The 22,210-nt window shown below is 34.0% G+C and carries 23 protein-coding genes; 3 read left to right on the top strand and 20 right to left on the bottom strand.

The features are described from left to right. Window position 1 precedes the first annotated feature (1 nt). The 11 genes from yedF to moaA all read right to left on the bottom strand — a co-directional run bounded on the left by yedF (window position 2) and on the right by moaA (window position 7,732). Window positions 2-583, bottom strand: coding sequence for a sulfurtransferase-like selenium metabolism protein YedF (gene yedF / locus ACFOZZ_RS08515; RefSeq protein WP_278780780.1), 582 nt, complete (start codon window positions 581-583; stop codon window positions 2-4). 2 nt (window positions 584-585) lie between these two features. Further along, entirely contained in the window at window positions 586-1,608 is a 1,023-nt protein-coding gene (selD, locus tag ACFOZZ_RS08510; RefSeq protein ID WP_376815084.1) for a selenide, water dikinase SelD, read from the bottom strand. Beyond that, entirely contained in the window at window positions 1,608-1,838 is a 231-nt protein-coding gene (locus ACFOZZ_RS08505; RefSeq protein WP_055233697.1) for a DUF3343 domain-containing protein, read from the bottom strand. The genes selD and ACFOZZ_RS08505 overlap by 1 nt, the downstream gene beginning before the upstream one ends. Beyond that, the gene (locus tag ACFOZZ_RS08500; protein ID WP_376815083.1) at window positions 1,825-2,178 is read right to left on the bottom strand and encodes a winged helix-turn-helix domain-containing protein; all 354 of its coding nucleotides are present in this window, start codon (window positions 2,176-2,178) and stop codon (window positions 1,825-1,827) included. The genes ACFOZZ_RS08505 and ACFOZZ_RS08500 overlap by 14 nt, the downstream gene beginning before the upstream one ends. 1 nt (window position 2,179) lies before the next feature. After that, window positions 2,180-3,199: a molybdopterin-binding protein gene (locus tag ACFOZZ_RS08495; protein ID WP_278860593.1), complete on the bottom strand. Its 1,020-nt coding sequence runs from the start codon at window positions 3,197-3,199 to the stop codon at window positions 2,180-2,182. Window positions 3,200-3,283: 84 nt separating this feature from the next. Continuing rightward, window positions 3,284-4,066 carry a molybdate ABC transporter substrate-binding protein gene (gene modA, locus ACFOZZ_RS08490; protein ID WP_055289536.1) on the bottom strand — a complete coding sequence of 261 codons (783 nt, stop codon included), beginning with the start codon at window positions 4,064-4,066 and terminating at the stop codon, window positions 3,284-3,286. Further along, complete coding sequence (locus tag ACFOZZ_RS08485; protein ID WP_278780784.1) at window positions 4,050-4,709, bottom strand: sulfate/molybdate ABC transporter ATP-binding protein; 660 nt, start codon at window positions 4,707-4,709, stop codon at window positions 4,050-4,052. The genes modA and ACFOZZ_RS08485 overlap by 17 nt, the downstream gene beginning before the upstream one ends. 1 nt (window position 4,710) lies before the next feature. Then, window positions 4,711-5,391 (bottom strand): molybdate ABC transporter permease subunit, encoded by a 681-nt coding sequence (gene modB, locus ACFOZZ_RS08480; RefSeq protein WP_278860596.1) that lies wholly within the window; start codon window positions 5,389-5,391, stop codon window positions 4,711-4,713. Further along, window positions 5,381-6,322: an MOSC domain-containing protein gene (locus tag ACFOZZ_RS08475; RefSeq protein WP_278860595.1), complete on the bottom strand. Its 942-nt coding sequence runs from the start codon at window positions 6,320-6,322 to the stop codon at window positions 5,381-5,383. The genes modB and ACFOZZ_RS08475 overlap by 11 nt, the downstream gene beginning before the upstream one ends. Beyond that, entirely contained in the window at window positions 6,307-6,786 is a 480-nt protein-coding gene (gene moaC / locus ACFOZZ_RS08470; RefSeq protein ID WP_055289532.1) for a cyclic pyranopterin monophosphate synthase MoaC, read from the bottom strand. The genes ACFOZZ_RS08475 and moaC overlap by 16 nt, the downstream gene beginning before the upstream one ends. Window position 6,787: 1 nt before the next feature. Then, on the bottom strand, window positions 6,788-7,732 hold the full coding sequence (gene moaA, locus ACFOZZ_RS08465) for a GTP 3',8-cyclase MoaA (protein WP_286697013.1): 945 nt from the start codon (window positions 7,730-7,732) through the stop codon (window positions 6,788-6,790). Between the two features lie 177 nt (window positions 7,733-7,909). On the opposite strand from moaA, the gene ACFOZZ_RS08460 reads away from it, so the two are divergent. Beyond that, window positions 7,910-9,139: an aminotransferase class I/II-fold pyridoxal phosphate-dependent enzyme gene (locus ACFOZZ_RS08460; protein ID WP_278780786.1), complete on the top strand. Its 1,230-nt coding sequence runs from the start codon at window positions 7,910-7,912 to the stop codon at window positions 9,137-9,139. A gap of 43 nt (window positions 9,140-9,182) precedes the next feature. Here ACFOZZ_RS08460 and ACFOZZ_RS08455 read toward each other — a convergent pair whose 3' ends face one another. Continuing rightward, a complete protein-coding gene (locus tag ACFOZZ_RS08455; RefSeq protein ID WP_055233690.1) occupies window positions 9,183-10,034 on the bottom strand; it encodes a MurR/RpiR family transcriptional regulator in 852 nt (283 codons plus the stop codon). A 67-nt stretch (window positions 10,035-10,101) separates the two neighbouring features. Further along, window positions 10,102-11,511, bottom strand: coding sequence for a PTS sugar transporter subunit IIC (locus tag ACFOZZ_RS08450; RefSeq protein ID WP_055233689.1), 1,410 nt, complete (start codon window positions 11,509-11,511; stop codon window positions 10,102-10,104). A 320-nt stretch (window positions 11,512-11,831) separates the two neighbouring features. Between ACFOZZ_RS08450 and ACFOZZ_RS08445 the strand changes: the two genes are divergently transcribed. Next, the gene (locus ACFOZZ_RS08445) at window positions 11,832-13,883 is read left to right on the top strand and encodes an elongation factor G (protein WP_055233688.1); all 2,052 of its coding nucleotides are present in this window, start codon (window positions 11,832-11,834) and stop codon (window positions 13,881-13,883) included. A 37-nt stretch (window positions 13,884-13,920) separates the two neighbouring features. On the opposite strand, the gene ACFOZZ_RS08440 is transcribed toward ACFOZZ_RS08445, so the two are convergent. Both ACFOZZ_RS08440 and ACFOZZ_RS08435 read right to left on the bottom strand, forming a co-directional pair. Continuing rightward, window positions 13,921-15,036, bottom strand: a complete 1,116-nt coding sequence (locus ACFOZZ_RS08440) for a hypothetical protein (protein ID WP_278780787.1) — start codon at window positions 15,034-15,036, stop codon at window positions 13,921-13,923. Then, the gene (locus ACFOZZ_RS08435) at window positions 15,029-15,481 is read right to left on the bottom strand and encodes an RNA polymerase sigma factor (RefSeq protein WP_147556482.1); all 453 of its coding nucleotides are present in this window, start codon (window positions 15,479-15,481) and stop codon (window positions 15,029-15,031) included. The genes ACFOZZ_RS08440 and ACFOZZ_RS08435 overlap by 8 nt, the downstream gene beginning before the upstream one ends. A 114-nt stretch (window positions 15,482-15,595) precedes the next feature. On the opposite strand from ACFOZZ_RS08435, the gene ACFOZZ_RS08430 reads away from it, so the two are divergent. Then, window positions 15,596-17,056 carry a C69 family dipeptidase gene (locus ACFOZZ_RS08430; protein WP_376815082.1) on the top strand — a complete coding sequence of 487 codons (1,461 nt, stop codon included), beginning with the start codon at window positions 15,596-15,598 and terminating at the stop codon, window positions 17,054-17,056. A gap of 24 nt (window positions 17,057-17,080) precedes the next feature. Here the strand turns inward: ACFOZZ_RS08430 and ACFOZZ_RS08425 are convergent, their stop codons facing one another. The 5 genes from ACFOZZ_RS08425 to ACFOZZ_RS08405 all read right to left on the bottom strand — a co-directional run bounded on the left by ACFOZZ_RS08425 (window position 17,081) and on the right by ACFOZZ_RS08405 (window position 21,849). Further along, window positions 17,081-17,500, bottom strand: a complete 420-nt coding sequence (locus tag ACFOZZ_RS08425; protein WP_376815081.1) for an LURP-one-related/scramblase family protein — start codon at window positions 17,498-17,500, stop codon at window positions 17,081-17,083. Window positions 17,501-17,657: 157 nt separating this feature from the next. Beyond that, entirely contained in the window at window positions 17,658-17,903 is a 246-nt protein-coding gene (locus tag ACFOZZ_RS08420; RefSeq protein WP_376815080.1) for a hypothetical protein, read from the bottom strand. Between the two features lie 195 nt (window positions 17,904-18,098). After that, a complete protein-coding gene (locus ACFOZZ_RS08415) occupies window positions 18,099-19,016 on the bottom strand; it encodes a toprim domain-containing protein (protein WP_376815079.1) in 918 nt (305 codons plus the stop codon). Between the two features lie 5 nt (window positions 19,017-19,021). Then, a complete protein-coding gene (locus ACFOZZ_RS08410; protein ID WP_376815078.1) occupies window positions 19,022-20,290 on the bottom strand; it encodes an ROK family protein in 1,269 nt (422 codons plus the stop codon). Window positions 20,291-20,490: 200 nt separating this feature from the next. Next, entirely contained in the window at window positions 20,491-21,849 is a 1,359-nt protein-coding gene (locus ACFOZZ_RS08405) for a sodium-dependent transporter (RefSeq protein ID WP_376815077.1), read from the bottom strand. Window positions 21,850-22,210 lie beyond the last annotated feature (361 nt).

The raw sequence follows: 22,210 nt of genomic DNA, 5'->3' as shown, positions 1-22,210 counted from the left end.
ATTAGTTAGGCTTGATGACTTTTTCAGCCTTTTCCATTCTTTCTACAATATCATACATATTTGTTATGCTGCCCACTTTTAAATCATCTTTTAACTTAAAGAAATCCAAGCATGTTCCACAGTTCACAATTTCAACACCAACAGAATCTAAGAATAATAAATCATTCACTGTATCACTTTCCTGTGTAGTGATCTTTACACCTTCATTATAGAAAAGAATTGTTTCTGGGAAAGCATCCTGCTTAGTAAGCGCAAATATGAAAGATTTCATTAAAATTTTACCTAATTCCTTGTCACTTCCTAAACTATTACTGCTTATTACAACAATCTGTCCTTTCAAGATATTGTCAGCCTTCTCTTCTTCTACAACCTGTTCGCCTGAACTGATTACTACAGTATAATCTTCGTTGACTTTACTACTTACGGCATCATAACCCTTTACTTTCGCAAACTTCTTTAGGTTTTCTACAGCTGTTTCATTATCTACTAATACTTCTACTGCTTCACTACTTTCCTTTAATAATTCCTTAGTCTTTACAACTGGTAATGGACATTCTAATCCTCTTGCATCTAACTTTCTCATTTTTATTCTCCAACATATATACTTTTATCTTTTAAATCAATAACCTCTCCAATGATATAACATTCTCTTCCTGCTTCTTTAAATGCATTCATTATATCATCTAAATCCTCTTTTGCGACACTTGCAAGTAATCCCCCACTTGTCTGAGGATCATACATAATTTCTTCTAAGAAGAAGTTTTCCTTCTCAAAAACAACTTCTTTTTCTACACTATTTCTATTTGTCTGAGCAGCCCCACTTAAATAGAATTCATCTACATAATAAGGACAATCTCTAAAATAAGGAATACTGTTTCCATAAAGCAGTGCACTCTTTTTATGATCTAACATCTCATTTAAATGAACCATTAAGCCAAAACCTGTGACATCAGTCAGTGCATGAACATCATATGGTTTCAGTAATTCTGCAGCATACTTATTAAGTGTTGTCATACTCTTAAAAACATCATCTAATACTTCTGGCGCCGCGTCTTTCATACGCATCGCATTGAGTGTCATACCTACACCTAATTTCTTAGTAAGTATAAGTACATCTCCCGTCTGGGCATTATTGTTTGTCTTAATAGAATAAACATCCACAATACCAGTCACGCTTAAGCCGTACTTAATAGAAGTATCTCTAATAGAATGCCCTCCAGATAGTGTTACATGAGCTTCTTTTAACTTATCATTGCCACCTTCGATAATTTTCCCTAATATATTTAAATCTTCTTCATCTGGGAAACAGACAATATTTAAAGCCGTTCTAGGCACACCGCCCATAGCATAGACATCGCTTAATGCATTAGTGGCTGCAATCTGACCATAAAGATAAGGATCTTCTACCATTGGAGGAAAGAAATCCAGTGTAGAGACAATTCCTTTATCTTCCGTTATCTTTAATACAGATGCATCATCATGACTATCAAAGCCTACTAACAAGTCTGGGTCTTCATACTTATCAATCTTTTCAAGGATGCGAGAGAGCTTCTTTGCGCCAAGCTTTGCGCTGCATCCTCCACCCTGACAGTAAATCTTTTCACTCATCAGAAAATCACCTCTTTCATATAAGCATATTGTACATGTTCTTCTTCTAAGAATTTATGCCATTTATCTTGGTTGAGTTCTAAAGAAGCAAAACATAGTCCACATCCTGCTTCTATTTCTCTTGGAAGAGGAATCAGCCTTCCCTGCATCTTATTTTTTGCTTTATCCTCTAAGTCTAGTGCATGGCTTGTAGAATCAAACGCAATAATCAAATATTTATCTTTCTTCATTAAATAGTTCTTGAAATGTTTCTTCTGCGAAGTCTTTCATTCTTTTCTGGAATTCATCATATTTCTTTAATAATGTCTTTCCTTCTTCGCTTAAAACACTTCCTCCTCCATTACTTCCTCCAGATACACGCTCTAATAACTTCATATCTAGATCTTCTTCAGATTTCTTTAATATCTTCCATGCTTTAGAATGGGACATCCCCATAACCTCACACGCCTTACTTAAAGAGCCATATTCATCACATAAATGAAGTAACTGTGAGACACCTTTTCCAAAACAGGGTTCTTCATTAAAGAGTCTGACTCTAAAATCAAATTTTTCAGGATTATGATATGTCATCCTACCAGCCCTTTCCAAAACCACAATTTGGGAATGTACATTGTGGACAGTTTAAACATAAACCACCTTCACCAAGCATCGCAAGTTCATCAGCAGTGATTGGATCATTGGCTACAAGTCGAGGAAGAATTAAATCAAAGACTGTTCTTTTTGCATACATCACACATCCTGGTAAACCAACAATTGGTGTATCTCCCTTATATGACAATAAGAACATCGCACCTGGTAAAACAGGTGAACCATAACTAATAATATTGGCCCCTGTGTTCTTGATTGCGAGTGGTGTCTTATCATCTGGATCAACGCTCATACCACCCGTACAGATCACCATATCTACATGCATGTCAAGTGCTTCTTGTATAGCACTTGTCACCATATCCGGATTATCTGGACATAGTTTATGGAATACAACTTCTACATCATATTCCTTTAATTTATCAATAATAACAGGAGTAAATGTATCCTTGATACGTCCTTTATAGACTTCACTTCCTGTAGTAATAACGGCTGCTTTCTTAAGTACAAAAGGCTTTACTTCAAGTATTGGTGTATCGGTGATTTTTGATGCTTCTTCCATCTTTTCCTTTTTAATAACTAATGGAATAATACGCATACCTGCTAAATGATCACCTGAATGAACAACTGTATTTCCATTTCTTGTTGCAATCATCATTTCACCCATACGATTCACTTCTAATAACTTTTCTCTGTTCACTTTAAATAAGCCATCAATGGTGCTAATCAATTCTATTTTACCTTCTTTAATTTCTGTTGTAGACATATGATCATTTTGACACAACTTGCATAATACTTCTGCTGCTTCATTTTCATGCATCATTGTCTCATCATTTTCCCATACATAGAGGTTTTCTTTCCCTAAAGACAACAATACAGGAATATCTTCTTCTTTTACGATATGACCTTTTTTAAAGCGTGCGCCTTTTCTCACGCCTCTCACAATTTCAGTAATATCATGACATAATACTGCCCCTACTGCATCTTCTGTCTTGATTTGTTTCATGATTTGTCCTCCTAACAGTTAAAGTTTATTTCTTATTATACGTTGTGTCAATACTCACAAAAAAGGAGGTAAGCCCCCCAACTACTACTTACAGATAGTAAAACCACTCTTCTTGAATGTTTCTTTCGATTCCTTAGTTTCTAAAAACTTAATTAAGTTATTTGCTTGTTCTTGATGTTTAGTTTTAGTTACTCGTCCTACTGGATAAATAACTGGTGTATCTAATAAGTTGTTGTTGACCTTTTCAAGTACTGTGACTTTAGAACTGCTGGCTGCATCTGTAGAATAAACAAGACCTACTTCAGCACTTCCGCTTTCTACCCAGCTTAATACTTCAGTGACATTACCACCTAATGAAATCTTATTCTGGATAGCTTCCCAAGAATTGGCTTTAGTAAGTGCGATTTTCGCATATTGACCTGCAGGTACTACTTCAGGATCACCTACCGCAATCATCTTCGCATCAGTGATGTTTGAAATACCTTTTACAGCGGTTTTTGTATCTTTCCCTTTGATTAATACAAGTTTATTCTCTAATAGATTTACAACACTCTTAGAATCAACAAGTTTTTCATCTACTAAGCTATCCATCTGTTTAGTGGCTGCACTAAAGAACACATCAGCATCTAATCCTTGTTCAATCTGAATCTGTAATTTACCACTACTGTCATAAACACCCTTTACGTTCACATTTGGATATTTCTTTTCAAAACGAGGAATAAGTGTTTCTTCAAAAGTCTTTTCCAAACTAGCTGCAGCCGCAATAGTAATTGTAACTTTCTTTTCAGGCTTCTTTTCTTCCTGTCCACATCCAGCTAAACCGAATACGAGCGCAAAAACACATAAAATACTAACTAATTTCTTCATGAGCCATTTCTCCTTTTTTTATAATATCCATTTCATGACTCAAAGTTTTGATTTCATCCTTATTATGGGATACAAAGACAACAGGTCGATGGTAAGCATCTAGTTTAGTCTTCATCTCTTTTAGAAGTTTCCCTTTTAAATCTTCATCCAAGGCACTAAATGGTTCATCTAAAAGAATTGCCTCAGCGTTGTAGATCAACAGTCTTGCCAGGGCAACACGCTGTTTCTGTCCCCCTGACAACTGTCTTGGATAACGCTTTTCTAATCCTTCTATATGAAACTCCTTCATCAGCTGAATCACTGAATCATGAATTATAGTCTTATCAAGTCTGCGAGCCACAAGAGGTGAGGCAATATTCTCATAAACTGTCATATTTGGAAATAATGCATAATTCTGAAACATATATCCAATATTTCTTTCTTGTGGTGATAGATTAATATGTTGATCTGAATCATAGAGTACTCTTCCATCTAAGACAATTCTTCCTGAATCAGGTGTTTCTATACCAGCAATACATTTAAGTGTCATACTTTTACCACTGCCACTTGACCCCATGACACCCAAGCATATTTCATTAATCTTAAAATGAACATCTAAGTCAAATTCACTTAGTTTTTTATAGATATCCACTTCTAATAACATATTAATAACCTCTCTTTTTCTTCACCCATAACTGATAGATATTCAGTAATATCACAGCCGTAAAGCATATAGCGATAATAACAACAACATAGAAAGATGCGCTATGCATATCACTGCTGACAACTTCGCCATAGACAGCTAAAGGCAGTGTACGTGTTTTTCCAACAATATTACCTGCAAGCATAGCTGTTGCACCAAATTCCCCCAAACCTCTCGCAAATGATAATACGCCACCGCTGATAATACCTGGTAAAGCGTTAGGTACGAGTATCTTGAAAAAGATGCTTGTTTCACTCATACCAAGTGTTCTTGCAGCAGCGACCAAATCTTCATCCACCTGTTCAAGAGCTCCTCTGGCTGAACGATACATGATGGGAAAAGAAATGACGACTGCCGCAATCACTGTGGCACTAAAGCTAAAGGCAATACGCACGCCTAGCACATTTAAGAAAAATGAACCAATCGGCTGATTAACTCCAAATATCAATAATAGGAAAAAGCCCATTACTGTCGGTGGTAAAACAAGTGGGAGTGTGAAGATGCCGTCAAAGATGAGTTGAATGACCTTATTTTTAAGTGTCATCATCCATCTTGCTGCAAAGAGTCCTAAAAAGAATGTGATAAAGATAGAAAAAGCAGCGCATTTAAATGAGATCCATATAGGTGAATAATCAATCATCATTTCTTGCACAATCGTGTGCATCTCCTTTTAAGATTTCTAAGCCATGATGAAGAGGATCTATAATAATATCCAGACTCTCCTTCACTGCCTTGACACTTCCAGGAAGATTAATAATGAGCGTGTTGTTTCTAATAACACTTACACCTCTAGATAACATGGCACGATTTGTATATTTCATAGATTCATAACGAATTGCTTCAGAAATACCTGGCACAAGTCGTGTGGCTACTTTTAATGTCGCTTCAGGTGTGACATCTCTTTGTGACAAACCTGTACCACCTGTAGTCAAAATCAAATCATTCTCACATCGATCACTTAGATTAATAAGTGCCTGTTCAATCATTTTCTGATTATCTGGAAGAATATCTAATGATGTGACATGATAACCTCTTTCTTCCATATATTCCTTAATAGAAGGACCACTTTCATCCACTCTTAATCCTTGACTTCCTTTATCGGATAAAGTGAGTATTGCGACACGCATGCGTGAATCAGCAGGTGGTGTATAAGTCACCTCATCATCACAATGAATCACTCCGCCATGAATGACTCTTGCGAAAATACCAAGTCGAGGCATAATACATTCACCTACCTGGTGATAAATACGACAATGAGCATGACAGCTTTTACCTCTCTGTGTGATTTCTAAATCCACTTCACCAATATGAACATGACTTCCTACAACAAGCTCATTAAAATCAATACCAGAAATAAGAAGGTTCTCACCAAAAGCACCATCTTCTACATCTCCACCACGTCTTTTAAAGTCTTCTCTTTCTTCATAAGGTAATAAGCTGACCTGTCTATGCCATTTACCTGCATGGGCATCATGTTCTAAGCCAAAGTTTTCTATTATTTTAGTTTCTTGTATAGGTTTCTTTTCAGTCCCCTTCTTCTCACTAATACAAATTGCTTCTATTTTTCCTGCCAATTGAATTCACCGCTCTTTCCACCTGTTTTCTTTAATAAATGAATATCTTTGATTTCCATTTCTTTACTGATTGCCTTACACATATCATAAATAGTTAATAATGTAACACTTACTGCGTGTAATGCTTCCATTTCCACCCCTGTCTTCCCTTTACATTTCACTGTCGCAAAGGCATGAATCTGATTGTTGTCTTCATCTATTTCAAAATCAACAGTGACATTAGTAATCATTAATATATGACAAAGCGGAATCATATCGCTTGTCTTTTTTGCGGCCATGATACCTGCAATTCTTGCGACACCAAGAACATCTCCTTTTTCCACTGTATTGTTTTTTATATGTTCAATAATCTCATGATTGACTTGAATAGTCCCTCTTGCATAAGCTGTTCTTTTTGTAATCTCTTTATCAGATACATCCACCATAATGGCGTTTCCATCATCATCAAAATGCGTAAATCCCATATTACCCTCCTATTTGATTCATTACAGTACCACTTTGTTCATCTTCAAAATGGTGCTGTTCTGGCTTCATATAAATTGCATCCCTCATCACTTCTTCTAGTTTGATTTCATTACATATATAAGGCTTTAATGCGATACTATTCTTATGAAATAAGCATAATTTTAATGATCCTGTACTAGACAAACGCACACGATTACATTCATGACAGAACTTATGATGTAAGGCTTCAATAAAGCCAATGACACATTTCATATTCTTTATTCTTATATAATGTGCAGGACCATTGCCTAATCTTTCTGTAATTTCTTCTATATTATAATGTAATGCAAAATATGACTGTACCTCTTCTATTTTATTTTCTCTTTTATTTGAACCAAGTGGCATGAGTTCTATAAAACGAAGACTTACTGATAAATTCTCACAAAAATCAATCAAGCCTTCTAAATCACTTTGTGTAAAAAGTGGTCCTACGACTGTATTGATTTTTATATTGAGTCCAATAGAAACACCATAGAGAAGATTATTTAATACTGTATCAAGTGTATCTTTGCCACAGATAGAAGCATATTTCTTTGAATCAAGTGTATCTATAGAGAAGTTGATCCCATCAATGCCTATATCCTTTAACTCATCCATAGTATGTGCATCTAGTAATAAGCCATTGGTTGTAAGAGTTACCTGTCTCACACCCTCTAGCTGTTTGAGCTGTCTTAAAAAAGAAAGATATCCTTTTCTTACCGTCGGTTCTCCACCAGTCACCTTGAAGTTCACTATACCTAGCTTAACTGCCACCTTGCATATATCTAGTATCTCTTCATAGCGTAAAATATCATTATGTGAAAGAGATTTTAATTTATCTGGATTACAATATACACAATGATAGTTACATCTATCTGTAATCGATATTCTCATATAATCAATTGTACGGTTATAACGATCCTTCATACAAGCCCCTTTCCGTTATTCTCACTTGAGAACAACGCCATACATAGTGTACAATGATGTACATTAATATACAACGATTTTGTGAAACAAATGAGAAATATCGCTTTGTTGACTTGTTTCAAACGCATTAGCGTATTAGAATAGTATCTATATTACTAAACAAACGGAGGATAACGTATGAATTTCGTAAAAGATAGCGTAAATCAGCAGCCAATAGTAGATACAGTATTTACTATTGTTGCGAAAGCAAAGGAAGCGAAAGAAAAGTATGGAGCTGATCAGGTTGTAGATGCAACTATCGGTTCTTTATATAATGAAGAAGGTCAGCTTGTCGCATTGGACAGTGTCTTCAATTCTTTAAAGAATCTTGATAATAAGGTTCTTGCGAAGTATGCAGCAAGCTTTACTGGTAACCCTACTTTTAGACAGAAGGCTTATGATTGGGTACTAGATGGTAATAGCCATCTTGAACATGAAGTAGTGGCAACTCCAGGAGGAACTGGTGCTGTATCTATGACTATTCAGGAATGTTTAGATGAAGGTCAGACTGTCATCCTGCCTGAAATTGCATGGGGTAGTTATGCATTAATGGCTCAGATGCATAATCTTGAAATGGCTAAATATTCTTTATTTGAAGGAGATCATTTCAATATTGCCTCTTTCAAAGAAACATGTCTTGAAACAATGAAGAAGCAGAATAAGTTAGTGATTGTTATCAATGACCCATGTCATAACCCTACTGGTTATTCTTTAACTCATGAAGAATGGGATGAAGTGATTACTTTCTTAAATGAATGCAGCAAGACTCATGCTGTTGTATTATTAAATGATATTGCTTATATTGATTTCTCAAGCCGCCAGAAAGAAGCAAAGACTTATTTTGGTCAGTTTGACATGATCAGCGATAATGTGATTGTAGTTGTTTCATTCTCATTATCTAAGTCAATGACAAGCTATGGTTTAAGATGTGGTGCAGCAATCATCCTAGGTCAGAAGAAAGAATCAGTGAATCAGGTAAAGATCGTATTTGAAAAGAATGCTCGTGCAACTTGGTCAAATATCAACAATGGTGCAATGGAAACATTTGTAGATGTATTAGATAACCATGGCGAAGAATATGATCAGGAAAGATTAAAATATGTTCACTTATTAAAAGAAAGAGGAGATATCTTCACTTCTGAAGCGGATGAAGTAGGATTAAAGTATTACCCATATAAAGAAGGTTTCTTCGTTACACTTGCCATGGATAATGAAACTCGTGATAAGTATCATGAAGCTTTAATGGCAAATAATATCTTTACTGTAAAGGTAAATCTTGGTATTCGTGTCGCTATCTGTTCATTATCAGTAGAAAAGACTAAAGGTCTAGCAAAGAAAATGAAGGATATCTTAGATACAATTCAGTAAGGCAAAAGGATTGAGTCAAATGGCTCAATCCTTTTTATTTGTTTTAATCAACAGTTTTATTGTAAAATTCATCAGAATTCAATGTATTCTCATAGTTGATAGCACATAAAGATGTAAAGAATAAATCAAAGATAAACTTTGTAGAAATACTGAAAATAACATCTCGTAATTTCATAAATGTCTCATTGCTTTCTGCCTTAATTGTATATGTGACATATTTAGAGATTGGTCCTTTATTATCTGGTGTAATAGCAATAGTTGTAATACCTCTACGGCATAATATACGTGCATTATCCAGAATATGTCGTTTAAAGCCAGTTTTAGTGACCAAGATAACAACATGAGTTGATGGAACATTTAGACTAGCATGTACCTGTAAATCCTGATTTTCATAAACATGAATTGGTTTACCAATTGGCATCAAAATATGTTGCGCATAATGCGCAATATCTGCGTTCATATCTGTCGCAATAATATCAATTGCCTCACATTTATTTAATACATCAATAATTTCATCATATTGTGCAAGTGATATATTATTTTTTGTACGTGAGATTACATTATCATAAAGCTGTGCTGTTTTATTAATGCATTCAAGTCCACTATCATTTTTGTTAAGTTCTACTTTAGGCATATGCATATCACGTAGTTTTAATACAATATCAAATTTAAAGTCATTAAAATTGGCATAACCGAACTTTCTAGAGAGTCTTAATATAGATGTTGGATTAGAATAAGTCAAACGTGCTAATTCTCTTGAAGACATATAAGGCACCTGATCTAAATGTTCGATAATATACTGACAGATTGATTTTTCAGCATCACTGAGTTTTGTATTTAATTCAATACCTTCCTGAAGGTTTCCTCCAGATTCTATAAGTTCATCTAATAACATTACTTTTCCTCCCTTATACGCATAAAAAAGGTACTTTCCCGCCTAGAAAGTACCTAGAAATGATTGATTATTCAGCCTCAGACTGTTTAGCCTGATACTTTTCGTAAGCAATCAAGAATGGTGTATAGATTACAACAGATAATGCGATAACGATTAACTGTGATAATGCACCCATTGGGTTAGCACCTGTACATATGAATCCAAAGAATACTGGTGGCATTGTCCAAGGTACTTCAAGTACGATCTTAGGACAGAATCCACTAGTAACTAATAGATAACCTACAACAAGTGTAACTACTGGAGCTAAGATAAATGGAATATCTAGAATTGGGTTCAATACTAGAGGCATACCAAATGTCATAGTTTCGTTGATGTTGAATAAGGCTGGAACGACAGAGATACCAGCGATAGTTCTGTTATCTTCACGTCTAGAGAAGATAAAGATAGCGATAACTAAACCGATAGTAACACCAGAACCACCGAATTCACCAAACATTGATAACATAGTTAAGTTCATTACATATGGAATGTCCTTCTGAGCAGCACCTGCAGTAAATGCAGCTGTGTTAGCATATAGTAATGGTCTGAAGATTGGTTCCTTAACAGCATTAACCATGTTGTTACCATGAATACCTACGCACCAGAATAATGAAATAACTACATAAAGAATAGCAACTGCAAAAATGTTGTTACCAATTAAGCTCTGTAAAGGTTTCTGAACGACATTAAAGATTAATGCGTTTAATTCAGCGCCAGTAGCTAACTGACATACTAATCCAATAGCACCAATAATGATTGCAGTTAAGCAAGTTGGAATTAATACTTCGAATGCACGAGCAACTCCAGGTGGAACCTGTTCAGGCATTCTGATCTTTAATGCATCATTCTTACGGAACATGTTGTAGATTTCCATACCAACGATTGCAACAATTAAACCTGTGAATAAACCAGTTGCAGCAGTGTAGTTATTTAAAATACCACTGTAAGTGAAGCTATCGGCTGTAATTTTATGCTTAGCAGCTTCACCAGTCACATTAATAAAATTACCTAAAGTATAACCATGAGATTTACCAGCTTTATCGATGAATGAAGCAGATAAATCTTTTGCAGCAAATGATGTAGGAGTAACCATCATCCATAAGATGAAGCCTAATACAGCTGGGAAAGCACCAGTTTCACCATTTGCTTCAGCAATTTCAGAAGCAAGTAACATAGTAACACTAATAGTAATACATGAGATTGTAGCATACTGCATTGCAGTAAAAATTGGGTTAAGAACTTTAAGTACCATAATTGGTGGCCATAAAGCGCCTAAACCTGTTGTTTCGTTTACTAAAACGTTTGTCCAAAGAACACCAATGGCACCTGAGATAGTTGCAGGCATGAAGTTCTGGAATGCATTCTTGATTGCATTCAAGTACTTATTCTGACCACACCAAGCACCGACACGTCCTAGCTTATCAGCAAAAGCGTCCATTTAATTTCCTCCCTTTCAAGAGTTGGCGTAACTCTTGTACAGGTACTATTTTACACAATCTAAAATGTAAGTCCAAGGATGCGCTATCACGAGCACGATTGTTACAAAGAACTCTTTTTCACATATCATTATCTTGTAAATATGATACAGTTATCATCTATTTACCAAAGTACTTTCACTTCCATTATAGCCATTCACTCCTTATTTTAGAAAACTTTTTTTAAAACAGTGATTATTTTCCATTATTAAAATGATGTATGATAAAATATTTGTATAAATTTACATTACATAGAAGTGCATTAGAAAGGTGGTAGATATTTATGAGAGATTATCATGCGCACGAAATTGGAAATGTAGCTGTTTTAGGACATTCTGGATGTGGTAAGACAAGTATAGTAGAAACAATGGCTTACCGTGCTGGAGCAATTGGTCAGATTGGTGATATCCAAAGTGGTAATACAATCAGTGACTATAGTGCTGAGGAGATTGCACGTCAGTCTTCTATTAATTTATCAATCGTTCCTATTGAATGGGATAACTGTAAGATTAATTTAATAGATGTTCCTGGTACTTTTGACTTCGTAGGTGAAACAGAAGCAGCTTTATCCGTTTGTGAATCTGCTTTAATTATTTGTCCAAGTTATGCTGGTATTTCAGCAGGTACAAAACAGGCAATGTATAAGGCTAGAAATAAAGGTAAGATCATCTATATTAATGGATTAGATAATCCAAATAGTGATTATCCTACAAAACTTCAGCAGTTAAAGGATACTTATGGTAAGGGTATTGCCCCAATACAGGTACCAATCATGGATAATAATAAGATGGTTGGTTATGTCAATGTTGCAAAGATGGAAGGACGTATGTTTGAAAATGGTCAGACACATGAAGCCCCTATTCCTGAAGATATGATGGATGAAGTATTACCAATCAAGGCAATGATTGATGAAGCTGTTGCGAATACAAGTGATGAATTACTTGAAAAATATTTAGAAGAAGAACCTTTCACAAAAGAAGAGATTTCTAATGCATTAAGACAGGGTGTAACTGATGGTAGTTTGATTCCTGTACTTTGTGGTACTGATCGTATTGGTATTAGTATTATCTTAAATTCTATGTGTGCTTTCTTTGATTCAGCCAATCATCCAAAGAATGCACTTATTGTAAAGGATTTAAAGAAAGATGATGAAAAGATCTTAGAATGTAATGAAGATTCACCTACAAGCTTATTTGTCTTCAAGACAATTACTGATCCATTTGTAGGTAAGACATCTTATTTTAAAGTGACAAGTGGTACTTTATATGCAGGTATGACTCTTTATAATCCAAAAGAAAAAGAAGATGAAAAGATTGTGAAGATTTATCAGCCTATGGGTAAAAACTTGATTGAAGTAGATAAACTTCATGCAGGGGAAATTGGTGCATTTACACGTTCAACTACATGTCATACAAATGATACATTATGTGATCCACGTTCTCCTATCCTTATTCCTGATACAGAATATTCTAAACCATATTATAAGAAAGCGATTGTACCTCTTGGTAAGAGCAATGAAGAAAAGATTGCGAATGCGATTAATAGATTACTCGAAGAGGATCCTACTTTAGTTTATGAATACAATGAAGAAACAAAGCAACAATGCTTATCTGGTATTGGTGATATTCATCTTGATACAGTGCTTAATAAATTAAAAGCAAGATTTAAAGTAGAAGCAAAGTTTGAAGATGTCAAGATTCCTTATCGTGAAACAATCAAAAAGGAAGTCACTCAAAGAACAAGATATAAGAAACAGTCTGGTGGTCATGGACAGTTTGGTGAAGTAGAAATTACTTTCAAACCTTCTCGTGATTATGATAAGCCTTATATTTTTAAGGAAGAAGTATTTGGTGGTGCTGTACCTCGTACTTATTTCCCTGCTGTTGAAAAGGGACTTATTGAAAGTGTAAAAGCAGGATGCTTAGGCGGTTATCCAGTATTAGGTATTGAAGCAACTCTTATTGATGGTGCTTATCATTCTGTTGACTCTTCTGAAATGGCCTTTAAGACTGCAACATCTATGTGCTTCAAGGAAGCAATGCCTAAGGCAGAGCCTGCATTACTTGAACCATATATGAAGATGAAGGTTATTATTGATGATGAGTTTACAGGTGATATTATGAGTCATTTAAATACATTACGTGCGAGAGTTATCGGTTCTGATGTATTTGAAGATGGATTAATTAAGATTATAGCAGAAGCACCTATGAGTGAAGTGATGAACTATGCAGTTGATCTTCGTTCTATGACTCAAGGTCAGGGTGTCTTTGAAATGGAATTCCTTGATTATGAATTTGCACCTGCGAATATAGTAAAAAAGATTTTAAATAAATAATGAAGCGAGGGAGTTTAATTAAAACTCCCCCGCTTTTCTATTGGAACAATGATTGAAGATTGACTAAATAGCTTTGTTTGTCATCATAGATGATCAATTTGTTTTCTCCTTCATATTCATAGAGTGAAATATCAACACCATTTTTAAATGGTAAAGATAATGGAACATAGCTATTCTTTTGAATATCATAGAGATAATAATTGACATGCTTATCATAGAAAGAATCTTCATTTTCATTTGTGATAAGAAGATATTGACTTGTAGAACTTGCAATTTTTATACGATAATTTTCTTCCTTTATTTCACAACTCTTTCTAGTGACATGATTAATGATTGTATTATCTACTAATTCAAATGCAGACGCAAATTCAGTAATACCATTCCATTTTTCAACCACCTTCTGTGTTGCACAATCAATCACAATCGTATAATCATCACCATAAGTAATAATATAATCATCACCATAAAATGAATGTTCATTTGATAAAGCATACCCACATATATCAGGCACAATTTTTTCTGTCTTATTGACTGTATCATAGATTGTCCAATACTCATCCTGCTTATTAATAAGTAAATAACGTCCATGAGGTGATAGGTATGGATTTACAGAGCGATGATCAGTGGTTATTGCTTCAATGTTTCCCGTCTTCATATTCAAGGCAATGATATCATTCTTTTTTGTACATAAATAGACATTATTATTGAATATACGATTGACACCATACTCTACATAACCTGAAAAATCATACAAGAAAATATCATGGTGGTAACGCACATATTTAAAAGAGAATGGCTTCTTATAAACACCCTTATATGTACGTGGTTTTTGTAGTTTGATTTGATTATGATGCATAAGGTAGATATTTTTTATTATATCATCCTTAGTATATGTATATCCAAAAGGGGCCTCCCCCCAGCTGATATCCTTAAAAGCCACATTCTCAACAGCATGAATGTCCTCTTTAGAAAAGTGATTTGTCAGCCATTCTGACATATCAGAATGAAATGCACTGACAGTTATTAAAGAAATACATACAATAACAGCCGTTAAAACCATAGAAAATGAATAATGTTTTTTCTTTTGTGTATATGTGATCTTCTTCCAATCTTCTGGCGTATGAATATCATCAAATTCTTTCCATTTATTCATCATCCTCACCAACTTTCTTCTTTAGTATCTCCCTTCCTCTTTTTAATCTTGATTTCACTGTATTGATATTCATCTTTAATATTTCTGAAATTTCATCTGTTTTATATCCTTCATAATAATATAAATAAAGTACATTCTTATAACGCGTTGGCATATCTAATATCACAGGAAGTAATACATAATCCTTCTTCTCATCTTGAATAAGCAAATCTTCTATATTAATTGTCTTCTTATAGAAAACACGACGATAATCCTTACATGTATTGATTGTGACACGAATCAGCCAGTGTTTTAGATAATCAGGGTCTTCTATCCTGCCATGCTTGTAGAGTTTGATGAAAACTTCTTGAAAACAGTCTTTCGCATCATCACTATTTCTCAAATTCATGATACAAATGCGAGTCACCATATCCCCATAGGTATCAATTACATCTTCTATTGTCATGATATTTCCCTCCCTTCACTATTAATACGATGATTTCCTCCATTTGGTTGCACATATGTGCTGAATTATTTTACTTTAGGGTCTATAATAAAGCCTACAAGGAGGAATGAATGTATGCCATGTACGACATTACTAGTAGGTAAGAATGCATCTTATGATGGTTCTACCTTAATCGCAAGAAATGATGATTCACAATCTACAAGATTTACACCAAAGAAACTTGCAGTGATTCATCCAGAACAACAAAAAAGAGAATATGAAACAGTATTATCTTATTTAAAGATTCAATTACCTGATAATCCAATGAGATATACTGCAATGCCAAATGCCTTAAAAGGTGAAGGTATCTGGGCAGCAAGTGGAATTAATGAAGCAGAAGTCGCAATGACAGCGACAGAAACAATTACTTCTAACCCTCGTGTATTAGGGGCTGATCCACTTGTAGAATATGATGAAGAAACAAATACACCAGGCGGTATTGGTGAAGAAGATATTGTCTATCTTGTATTACCTTATATTCATAGTGCAAGAGAAGGTGTATTAAGACTTGGTTCACTACTAGAAAAGTATGGAACATATGAAATGAACGGAATTGCCTTCTCTGATCATGATGAAATCTGGTGGTTAGAAACTATTGGTGGTCATCATTGGATTGCAAGAAGAGTACCTGATGATGCTTATGTTGTAATGCCTAACCAGTTAGGTATTGATACATTTGATTTAAAGGATGCTTTTACTGCTCAAGAAAATCATTTATGTAGTGATGATTTAAAGGAATTTATTGAAAAGAATCATTTATGTTTAAATCTAGATGATTCATTTAATGCACGCTATGCATTTGGTTCACATGATGATTCAGATCATGTCTATAACACACCACGTGATTGGTTTATTAGACGTTATTTAAATCCACGTACTTATAAATGGGATGGAGAAAATGCAGACTATACACCATTTTCTGATGATATTCCTTGGACTATGGTACCTGAAAGAAAGATTACTGTTGAAGATGTAAAATACGCATTATCAACTCATTTCCAGAATACGCCTTATGATCCATACATTACGCGTGGAGATTTATCTAATAAAGGTGCATTACGTCCTGTAGGAATCAATAGAAACGACTTCTTATCTGTATTACAGGTAAGACAGGGACAGGAACCTATTGAATGGTTCACATTTGGTTCAAATGTATTTAATACACTTGTGCCATTGTATATTCATATTGATACTGTGCCTGAATATTACAGCAATACAACTGCTGAAGTATCTACTGATAACTTCTATTGGGCCAATAGACTTATAGGAGCTATGGCTGATGCATGTGATAAACAGTCAGCCATCCATATTGAACGTTATCAAAGAGTGGTACAGTCTCATTCACATCATATTATTCATACATATGATGAACTAATTGAAAAAGAAACAGATGAAGCAAGAAAAACAGAATTAAGACATGAAGCCAATCAAAAGGCAGCTGATATGTTGAAGAAGGAAACTTCAAAAACATTACATCTTGTCTTAGATGAATTAAGCTTTATTATGAAGAATAAATTTGCCCGTTCTGATGCATAAGAAAAGAAGCCTCGGCTTCTTTTTTTAGTTATTTGAGGCTGAACACTTTTCAGCATCTATTGCCAGTACAACAAGTAATGCATAAAGTGCATCCTGGCTATTATGAACATCAATGACATAGACATCTGTAAAATGAAATAGTTCTTTTGATATAGTCGCAATTTCATGATAAAAATCACTTATAGTGTAATTCCAGTTCATGAAATCTCCATCAATAGACCTGTCGTTAAATTCTAGGACATATTTAGGAAATAAGAAACTGAGTTTCTTCTGGAATGAACCGATATAATGATCATCTATGTAAAAACTAAATCTTGGCATAAATGTCAATATTTCTTCTTTAATGGTTGCTAGACAATGACCTGATGGGTCATATACATCTAATTTATGACTCCCATGAAAGACGACTGCTGACTGTATAGAGAACATGATCATGTTAATCATAGATATTATAACTATCCATCAAACTAAAGATCTTTTTAATTACCCATAATCAACAGGTGAATCCAATTGATGAAATTATTCTTACACATTAATGCCAAAAAAATTGAAACTGTCATTTCTTATTTTGACAATTACCTATGGAATGTGGGTATTCAAATTAATCTTCAATTTCAATAACTTGTAAAAATAAGTCATCTGATCCATACCCATAGTTATCTTCTGGATCAGGATCATCCCATTCACCTCTTAAACGAAGTATCTCTTCTCCTTCGGCCAGGTTAGCTGACATATCATCAATAAAGTCTTGTGCTTCATCTTCAGAATCAAATGTTTCTCCATCAACAAAATCATCAACTACGTCATCTGTTTCTTCATTGTATAAAATAACTTTATATTTAGACATATAACTTTCTCCTTTAAAATTAAATTGATTTTAATTACCCATAATCAACAGGTGAATTCAATTGATGAAATTATTCTTACACATAAATGCCAAGAAAATTGAAACTGTCATTTCTTATTTTGACAATTACCTGTGGTTTGTGGGTATTCAAAAAGATCTTTTGTTTTAATATAAGTTTCATATATTTCATCCTCTCTAGAATATAATTATATCATTTTCTTTATTTTTAATACCATAAACTAGATAATCATTCCAATCTTTATGCCTATAAGGATAGGCTACATCTATTTTGATATAGGGATAGTTCTTATTTAAAATATCAACGATTGTATGAACTGCCCATCTTCCTGCTTGATCATTGTCTAATCTTAATAGGACTCTTTCTATTGGTTGATGTTCTAGGTGATAAAAGAGTGCACGATAATGAGAGACTGAATTAAGTGATAGATAATCATACTTCTTAAAGTTATGTGTAAGAGTCATTAGAGACATCATATCAATAATAGATTCAGTCACAATTAACTGCGACGTGTTATGCGATATATAAAAACAATGGTTATAATCATTCCCTGCCTGCTCACGCATATAACGATTATTTATCACACTTCCCCTTTTACTTATGAATACCGGTTGACTTCCTTTATAAGATACAAAGACAAGATTATGATTCACTGCTTCCTGATAGAGATAATCATGATTAATAAAGTAATCAATAATATTGAGACTAATGCCTCTTTCATATAAATAGTAATAGACCTTCTTATTATTAATGTTCTTACGTGGTAAATAGAGTTTTCTCTCTTGTCTTTTAATCTTTTTAAATTCATAATGAGGATTCTCATACATTCTCATTTCCAGATAAAGAATCGTATAGATAAAAGAATGGAATTCTGAATTCTTTTCTAACCCCAATGTCTGGCATAATGTAATCGTGTCTCCCCCAAATCCTTTTGAATACCAATAGAATCTATTGATATTTACTCTGATTTTTAATGAATCATGTTCCTCAAGATAATAGTAATTAGAACTCTCATAGACGAGAGTAAAGCCTAAATCTTCTACAAGAGAAAGCATACTATATTTCTTCACATGTTCTATACGACTTTTTTTCATAGTCTTTAAATTATTTCATCAGCAAGATGAGCAAGACCATCTAGCATATAAGGAATAGGATCCTTAATAGAATAAAATTCAGGAAGATATTCTTCTGGGATGAAAGAAGAAAGTGTCTTCTTTATTTCCTCCATATCCGGCGTCATACGACAACTAATAGCCACTGCCTCTGGTCCTATTGTAATAATAGAAGGTAATAAAGCTTTTGTAACAACTTCTAAAGCCCCTGCTTCTGTCCAGATCAGCTTACTTTCATCATCAGACAACTGCATACGATGAAGATAATACCTTAACTCTCCTGCAATACCTTTATATCCTGTAAGAAGCATCTTATTAGCGATGATTCCCTGTCCTCCTTGACCAGCGCCAAATGGTTGAGAATGAAAAATAATATGAGAATATTCAGGATGCTCTAAAGAAAAGCCTACACAGGCAGCATTCGCATTATTAAAAACATAAGTGCTTATATGATATTTTTCTTCAAATAATTTATGAATATCGATAATACTTCCTGTAAAAGCATCTACAAAATGCTTATTATCTTTCACAATTCCTGGTGTCGCAATACTAACACAATCAATAAAATTATACTTTAATAAAAGTGTATCAATAATATCATACAGATCCTGAATTCTATAGGTAGGTTTGATAATCAAATTTTCATCTAGTACCTCATTCTTATTATAAAGACGATAAGAGATACGCTGCTTATTTTTATTAATTTGAATAACTATGGATAAAATACGCTTTTGAGATTTCTTACAATGACATATTTTTTTCTTATTATCGTTTCTCTTTCTATAATAATCATTCAATGATTTTTGTATAAACTGTAATGTTTCTCCTGTATTATAGGATGCAAAACAAGTTGTAGGAATCTGCAGAATAAGATGATCAGGAAGGCTACTTGTCAAACGATTCAGCATATAACCAATCTGAGGTGCAATCAGTATTAAGTCATAATTATCTGCCTCTTCATAAATATTCATATAACTCACTGCATTAAATTCATAATCTAATCCTAACGTAGCAGCCGCTTCAGTAAGCATAGATGCAAACATCGAAGTTGTCAAACCAGCAGAACAAGATAATAATACTCTGACTTTCTTTTCATCTTTTAAGCGAATCAGCGTTTCAACCATCTCATCAAAGAGTTTTTTAGCATGTTCTTCTTCCTTCAATTCAAAATGAAGATAAAATTTAGTACGTTCATCCTTCTTTGAAACAATAGAAATTTCTACTAGTATATTGTCTTCAATAGAAGAAAACTGCACAGAAGCTACTGCATAGGATGTATCAAGCTGTATAAGATTTTCGTTCTTTCTTTCTAAAATTTAATCATCTGATTGATGTTCTAAAATCCATAATTGGTATTGTTGCTTTGTCATAAAAGTCTCCTTTCTTTCTCTCTAATTATATTATATTCCTGTAAAAAAGAATTTTCTAAGAAAAAAAACAGTGGAATATCCACTGTTTACATCAAACTGCTGATAAATACGAATATGACAGCAATAGGTAATATAATTGTAAGATAACCTTGCATCCAGTTCTGGACCTTAGGACCATCCCCAAAATTGGCTTCTGTTTGATAATTCTTGAATCCCCATCCTAGGCTAGATGTACAGAATAATAAATAAACAAAAGACCCAAGTGGTAAGAGAAGATTACTTACGATAAAATCTTCTAAATCTAATATTGTTGAACCACTGCCAAGAGGCTGCAAGAAGTCAAGGACATTAAATCCTAAGGCACATGGTAATGAGAATACAGTAATAAGAATCAAGTTAATAATTACTGATTTCTTTCTTGTGATGTTCCATAGTTCCATTGTACAGGCAATAATGTTTTCAAATACTGCAATGACTGTAGATAATGATGCGAAAGCCATAAATATGAAGAATAGAGCACCCCAGATTCTTCCTCCTGTCATTGATAAAAAGACATTAGGCAAAGTAATAAAAATCAGACTAGGACCGCTGTCAGGATTTACTCCAAATGAGAAACATGCTGGAAAGATAATAAGACCTGCCACAATAGCAACAAATGTATCCAACACCGCAACATTCACTGCTTCCCCTAAAAGAGTTTTATCTTTCTTTAAATAACTACCGAATATTGCCATTGAACCAATACCGATACTTAAAGTAAAGAAAGACTGGTTCATTGCCGCTACGATCACATTTAATAAGCCAATATGTTTGATTTTATTAAAGTCTGGATATAAATAGAATTTAACACCTGTCATCGCATTATCAAGTGTTAAACCATGTACTGCAAGAACTACAATGAGTACAAGTAAGCCAATCATCATGACTTTTGTAATTCTTTCTACACCGTTCTGTAAACCCATTGAACATACTAACATACCAATAACAACAACTAATACCATCCAGAATACATTCTGAGATGGACTAGATAATACATTCTGGAAAACTGATGCAACCTGAGATGTTTTGACTCCTGTAAATCCACCAGTCAAGAACTTATAGAAATAGTTCAACATCCATCCTGATACTGTAGTATAGTAAATCATTAAACAGAAATTACCTAATAATCCAATATAACCATGTAAATGCCATTTCTGTCCTGGCTTTTCTAAAGCCTGATAAGCTTTAACTGGACTTTTTGCACTTGCACGTCCCACAGAGAATTCCATGCTTAGAATTGGAACACCAATAAGAAGCAAGAAAATCAAATAGAAGAAGACAAAGATTCCTCCACCATTTTGTCCTACAACATAAGGGAATCTCCATACATTTCCAATACCAATAGCACATCCTGCAGAAAGAAGCAGGAAGCCTATCCTTGATTTAAATTGTTCACGTTCTTTCATAATTTCACCCTTCTCGTATAATATGTACGTAATCAGTTAATGAATTTAATTAAATTCATCATTGATTGTACATTCTAATTTCTAGATAATAGTTTTGTTTTGAATGAAGGTTTTATTCCATCCCCCTGTGGCTACTTCATGTACGTCCACTTCAAAAAGACTTAATCCTTTAGACTTGACATCACTTTATACCCGAATTAGTTTGTTGCAGCAGTGTTTCTACACTTGTCTCCGTATTTGCGAGGTTGCGTTTGTCTTGATTTAGAGGTGCAATTCAAAACCGATTACATTTGAAAGAAGGTCATTATTTATGGAAAACAATTATATTCTTTATGTTGGCATGGACTCCTCTAAAGGCAAA

Source organism: Catenibacterium sp. GCM10023432 (genome assembly GCF_042651925.1).
Classification (GTDB): domain Bacteria; phylum Bacillota_I; class Bacilli_A; order Erysipelotrichales; family Coprobacillaceae; genus Catenibacterium; species Catenibacterium mitsuoka.
Note: the sequence above shows the minus strand (reverse complement) of the source record. Positions and strands in the feature narration are given on the sequence as shown.

Bases quoted from the DNA above. Each gene is read 5' to 3' on its own strand.
- yedF (WP_278780780.1), bottom strand. From the start codon at position 583: ATGAGAAAGTTAGATGCAAGAGGATTAGAATGTCCATTACCAGTTGTA.
- moaA (WP_286697013.1), bottom strand. From the start codon at position 7,732: ATGAAGGATCGTTATAACCGTACAATTGATTATATGAGAATATCGATT.
- modB (WP_278860596.1), bottom strand. From the start codon at position 5,391: ATGATGATTGATTATTCACCTATATGGATCTCATTTAAATGCGCTGCT.
- moaC (WP_055289532.1), bottom strand. From the start codon at position 6,786: ATGGGATTTACGCATTTTGATGATGATGGAAACGCCATTATGGTGGAT.
- ACFOZZ_RS08460 (WP_278780786.1), top strand. From the start codon at position 7,910: ATGAATTTCGTAAAAGATAGCGTAAATCAGCAGCCAATAGTAGATACA.
- modA (WP_055289536.1), bottom strand. From the start codon at position 4,066: ATGAAGAAATTAGTTAGTATTTTATGTGTTTTTGCGCTCGTATTCGGT.
- ACFOZZ_RS08405 (WP_376815077.1), bottom strand. From the start codon at position 21,849: ATGAAAGAACGTGAACAATTTAAATCAAGGATAGGCTTCCTGCTTCTT.
- ACFOZZ_RS08455 (WP_055233690.1), bottom strand. From the start codon at position 10,034: ATGTTATTAGATGAACTTATAGAATCTGGAGGAAACCTTCAGGAAGGT.
- ACFOZZ_RS08420 (WP_376815080.1), bottom strand. From the start codon at position 17,903: ATGTCTAAATATAAAGTTATTTTATACAATGAAGAAACAGATGACGTA.
- ACFOZZ_RS08425 (WP_376815081.1), bottom strand. From the start codon at position 17,500: ATGATTAACATGATCATGTTCTCTATACAGTCAGCAGTCGTCTTTCAT.
- ACFOZZ_RS08485 (WP_278780784.1), bottom strand. From the start codon at position 4,709: ATGTTATTAGAAGTGGATATCTATAAAAAACTAAGTGAATTTGACTTA.
- ACFOZZ_RS08450 (WP_055233689.1), bottom strand. From the start codon at position 11,511: ATGGACGCTTTTGCTGATAAGCTAGGACGTGTCGGTGCTTGGTGTGGT.
- ACFOZZ_RS08430 (WP_376815082.1), top strand. From the start codon at position 15,596: ATGCCATGTACGACATTACTAGTAGGTAAGAATGCATCTTATGATGGT.
- ACFOZZ_RS08500 (WP_376815083.1), bottom strand. From the start codon at position 2,178: ATGACATATCATAATCCTGAAAAATTTGATTTTAGAGTCAGACTCTTT.
- selD (WP_376815084.1), bottom strand. From the start codon at position 1,608: ATGAGTGAAAAGATTTACTGTCAGGGTGGAGGATGCAGCGCAAAGCTT.
- ACFOZZ_RS08435 (WP_147556482.1), bottom strand. From the start codon at position 15,481: ATGACAATAGAAGATGTAATTGATACCTATGGGGATATGGTGACTCGC.
- ACFOZZ_RS08495 (WP_278860593.1), bottom strand. From the start codon at position 3,199: ATGAAACAAATCAAGACAGAAGATGCAGTAGGGGCAGTATTATGTCAT.
- ACFOZZ_RS08415 (WP_376815079.1), bottom strand. From the start codon at position 19,016: ATGAAAAAAAGTCGTATAGAACATGTGAAGAAATATAGTATGCTTTCT.
- ACFOZZ_RS08440 (WP_278780787.1), bottom strand. From the start codon at position 15,036: ATGAATAAATGGAAAGAATTTGATGATATTCATACGCCAGAAGATTGG.
- ACFOZZ_RS08445 (WP_055233688.1), top strand. From the start codon at position 11,832: ATGAGAGATTATCATGCGCACGAAATTGGAAATGTAGCTGTTTTAGGA.
- ACFOZZ_RS08505 (WP_055233697.1), bottom strand. From the start codon at position 1,838: ATGAAGAAAGATAAATATTTGATTATTGCGTTTGATTCTACAAGCCAT.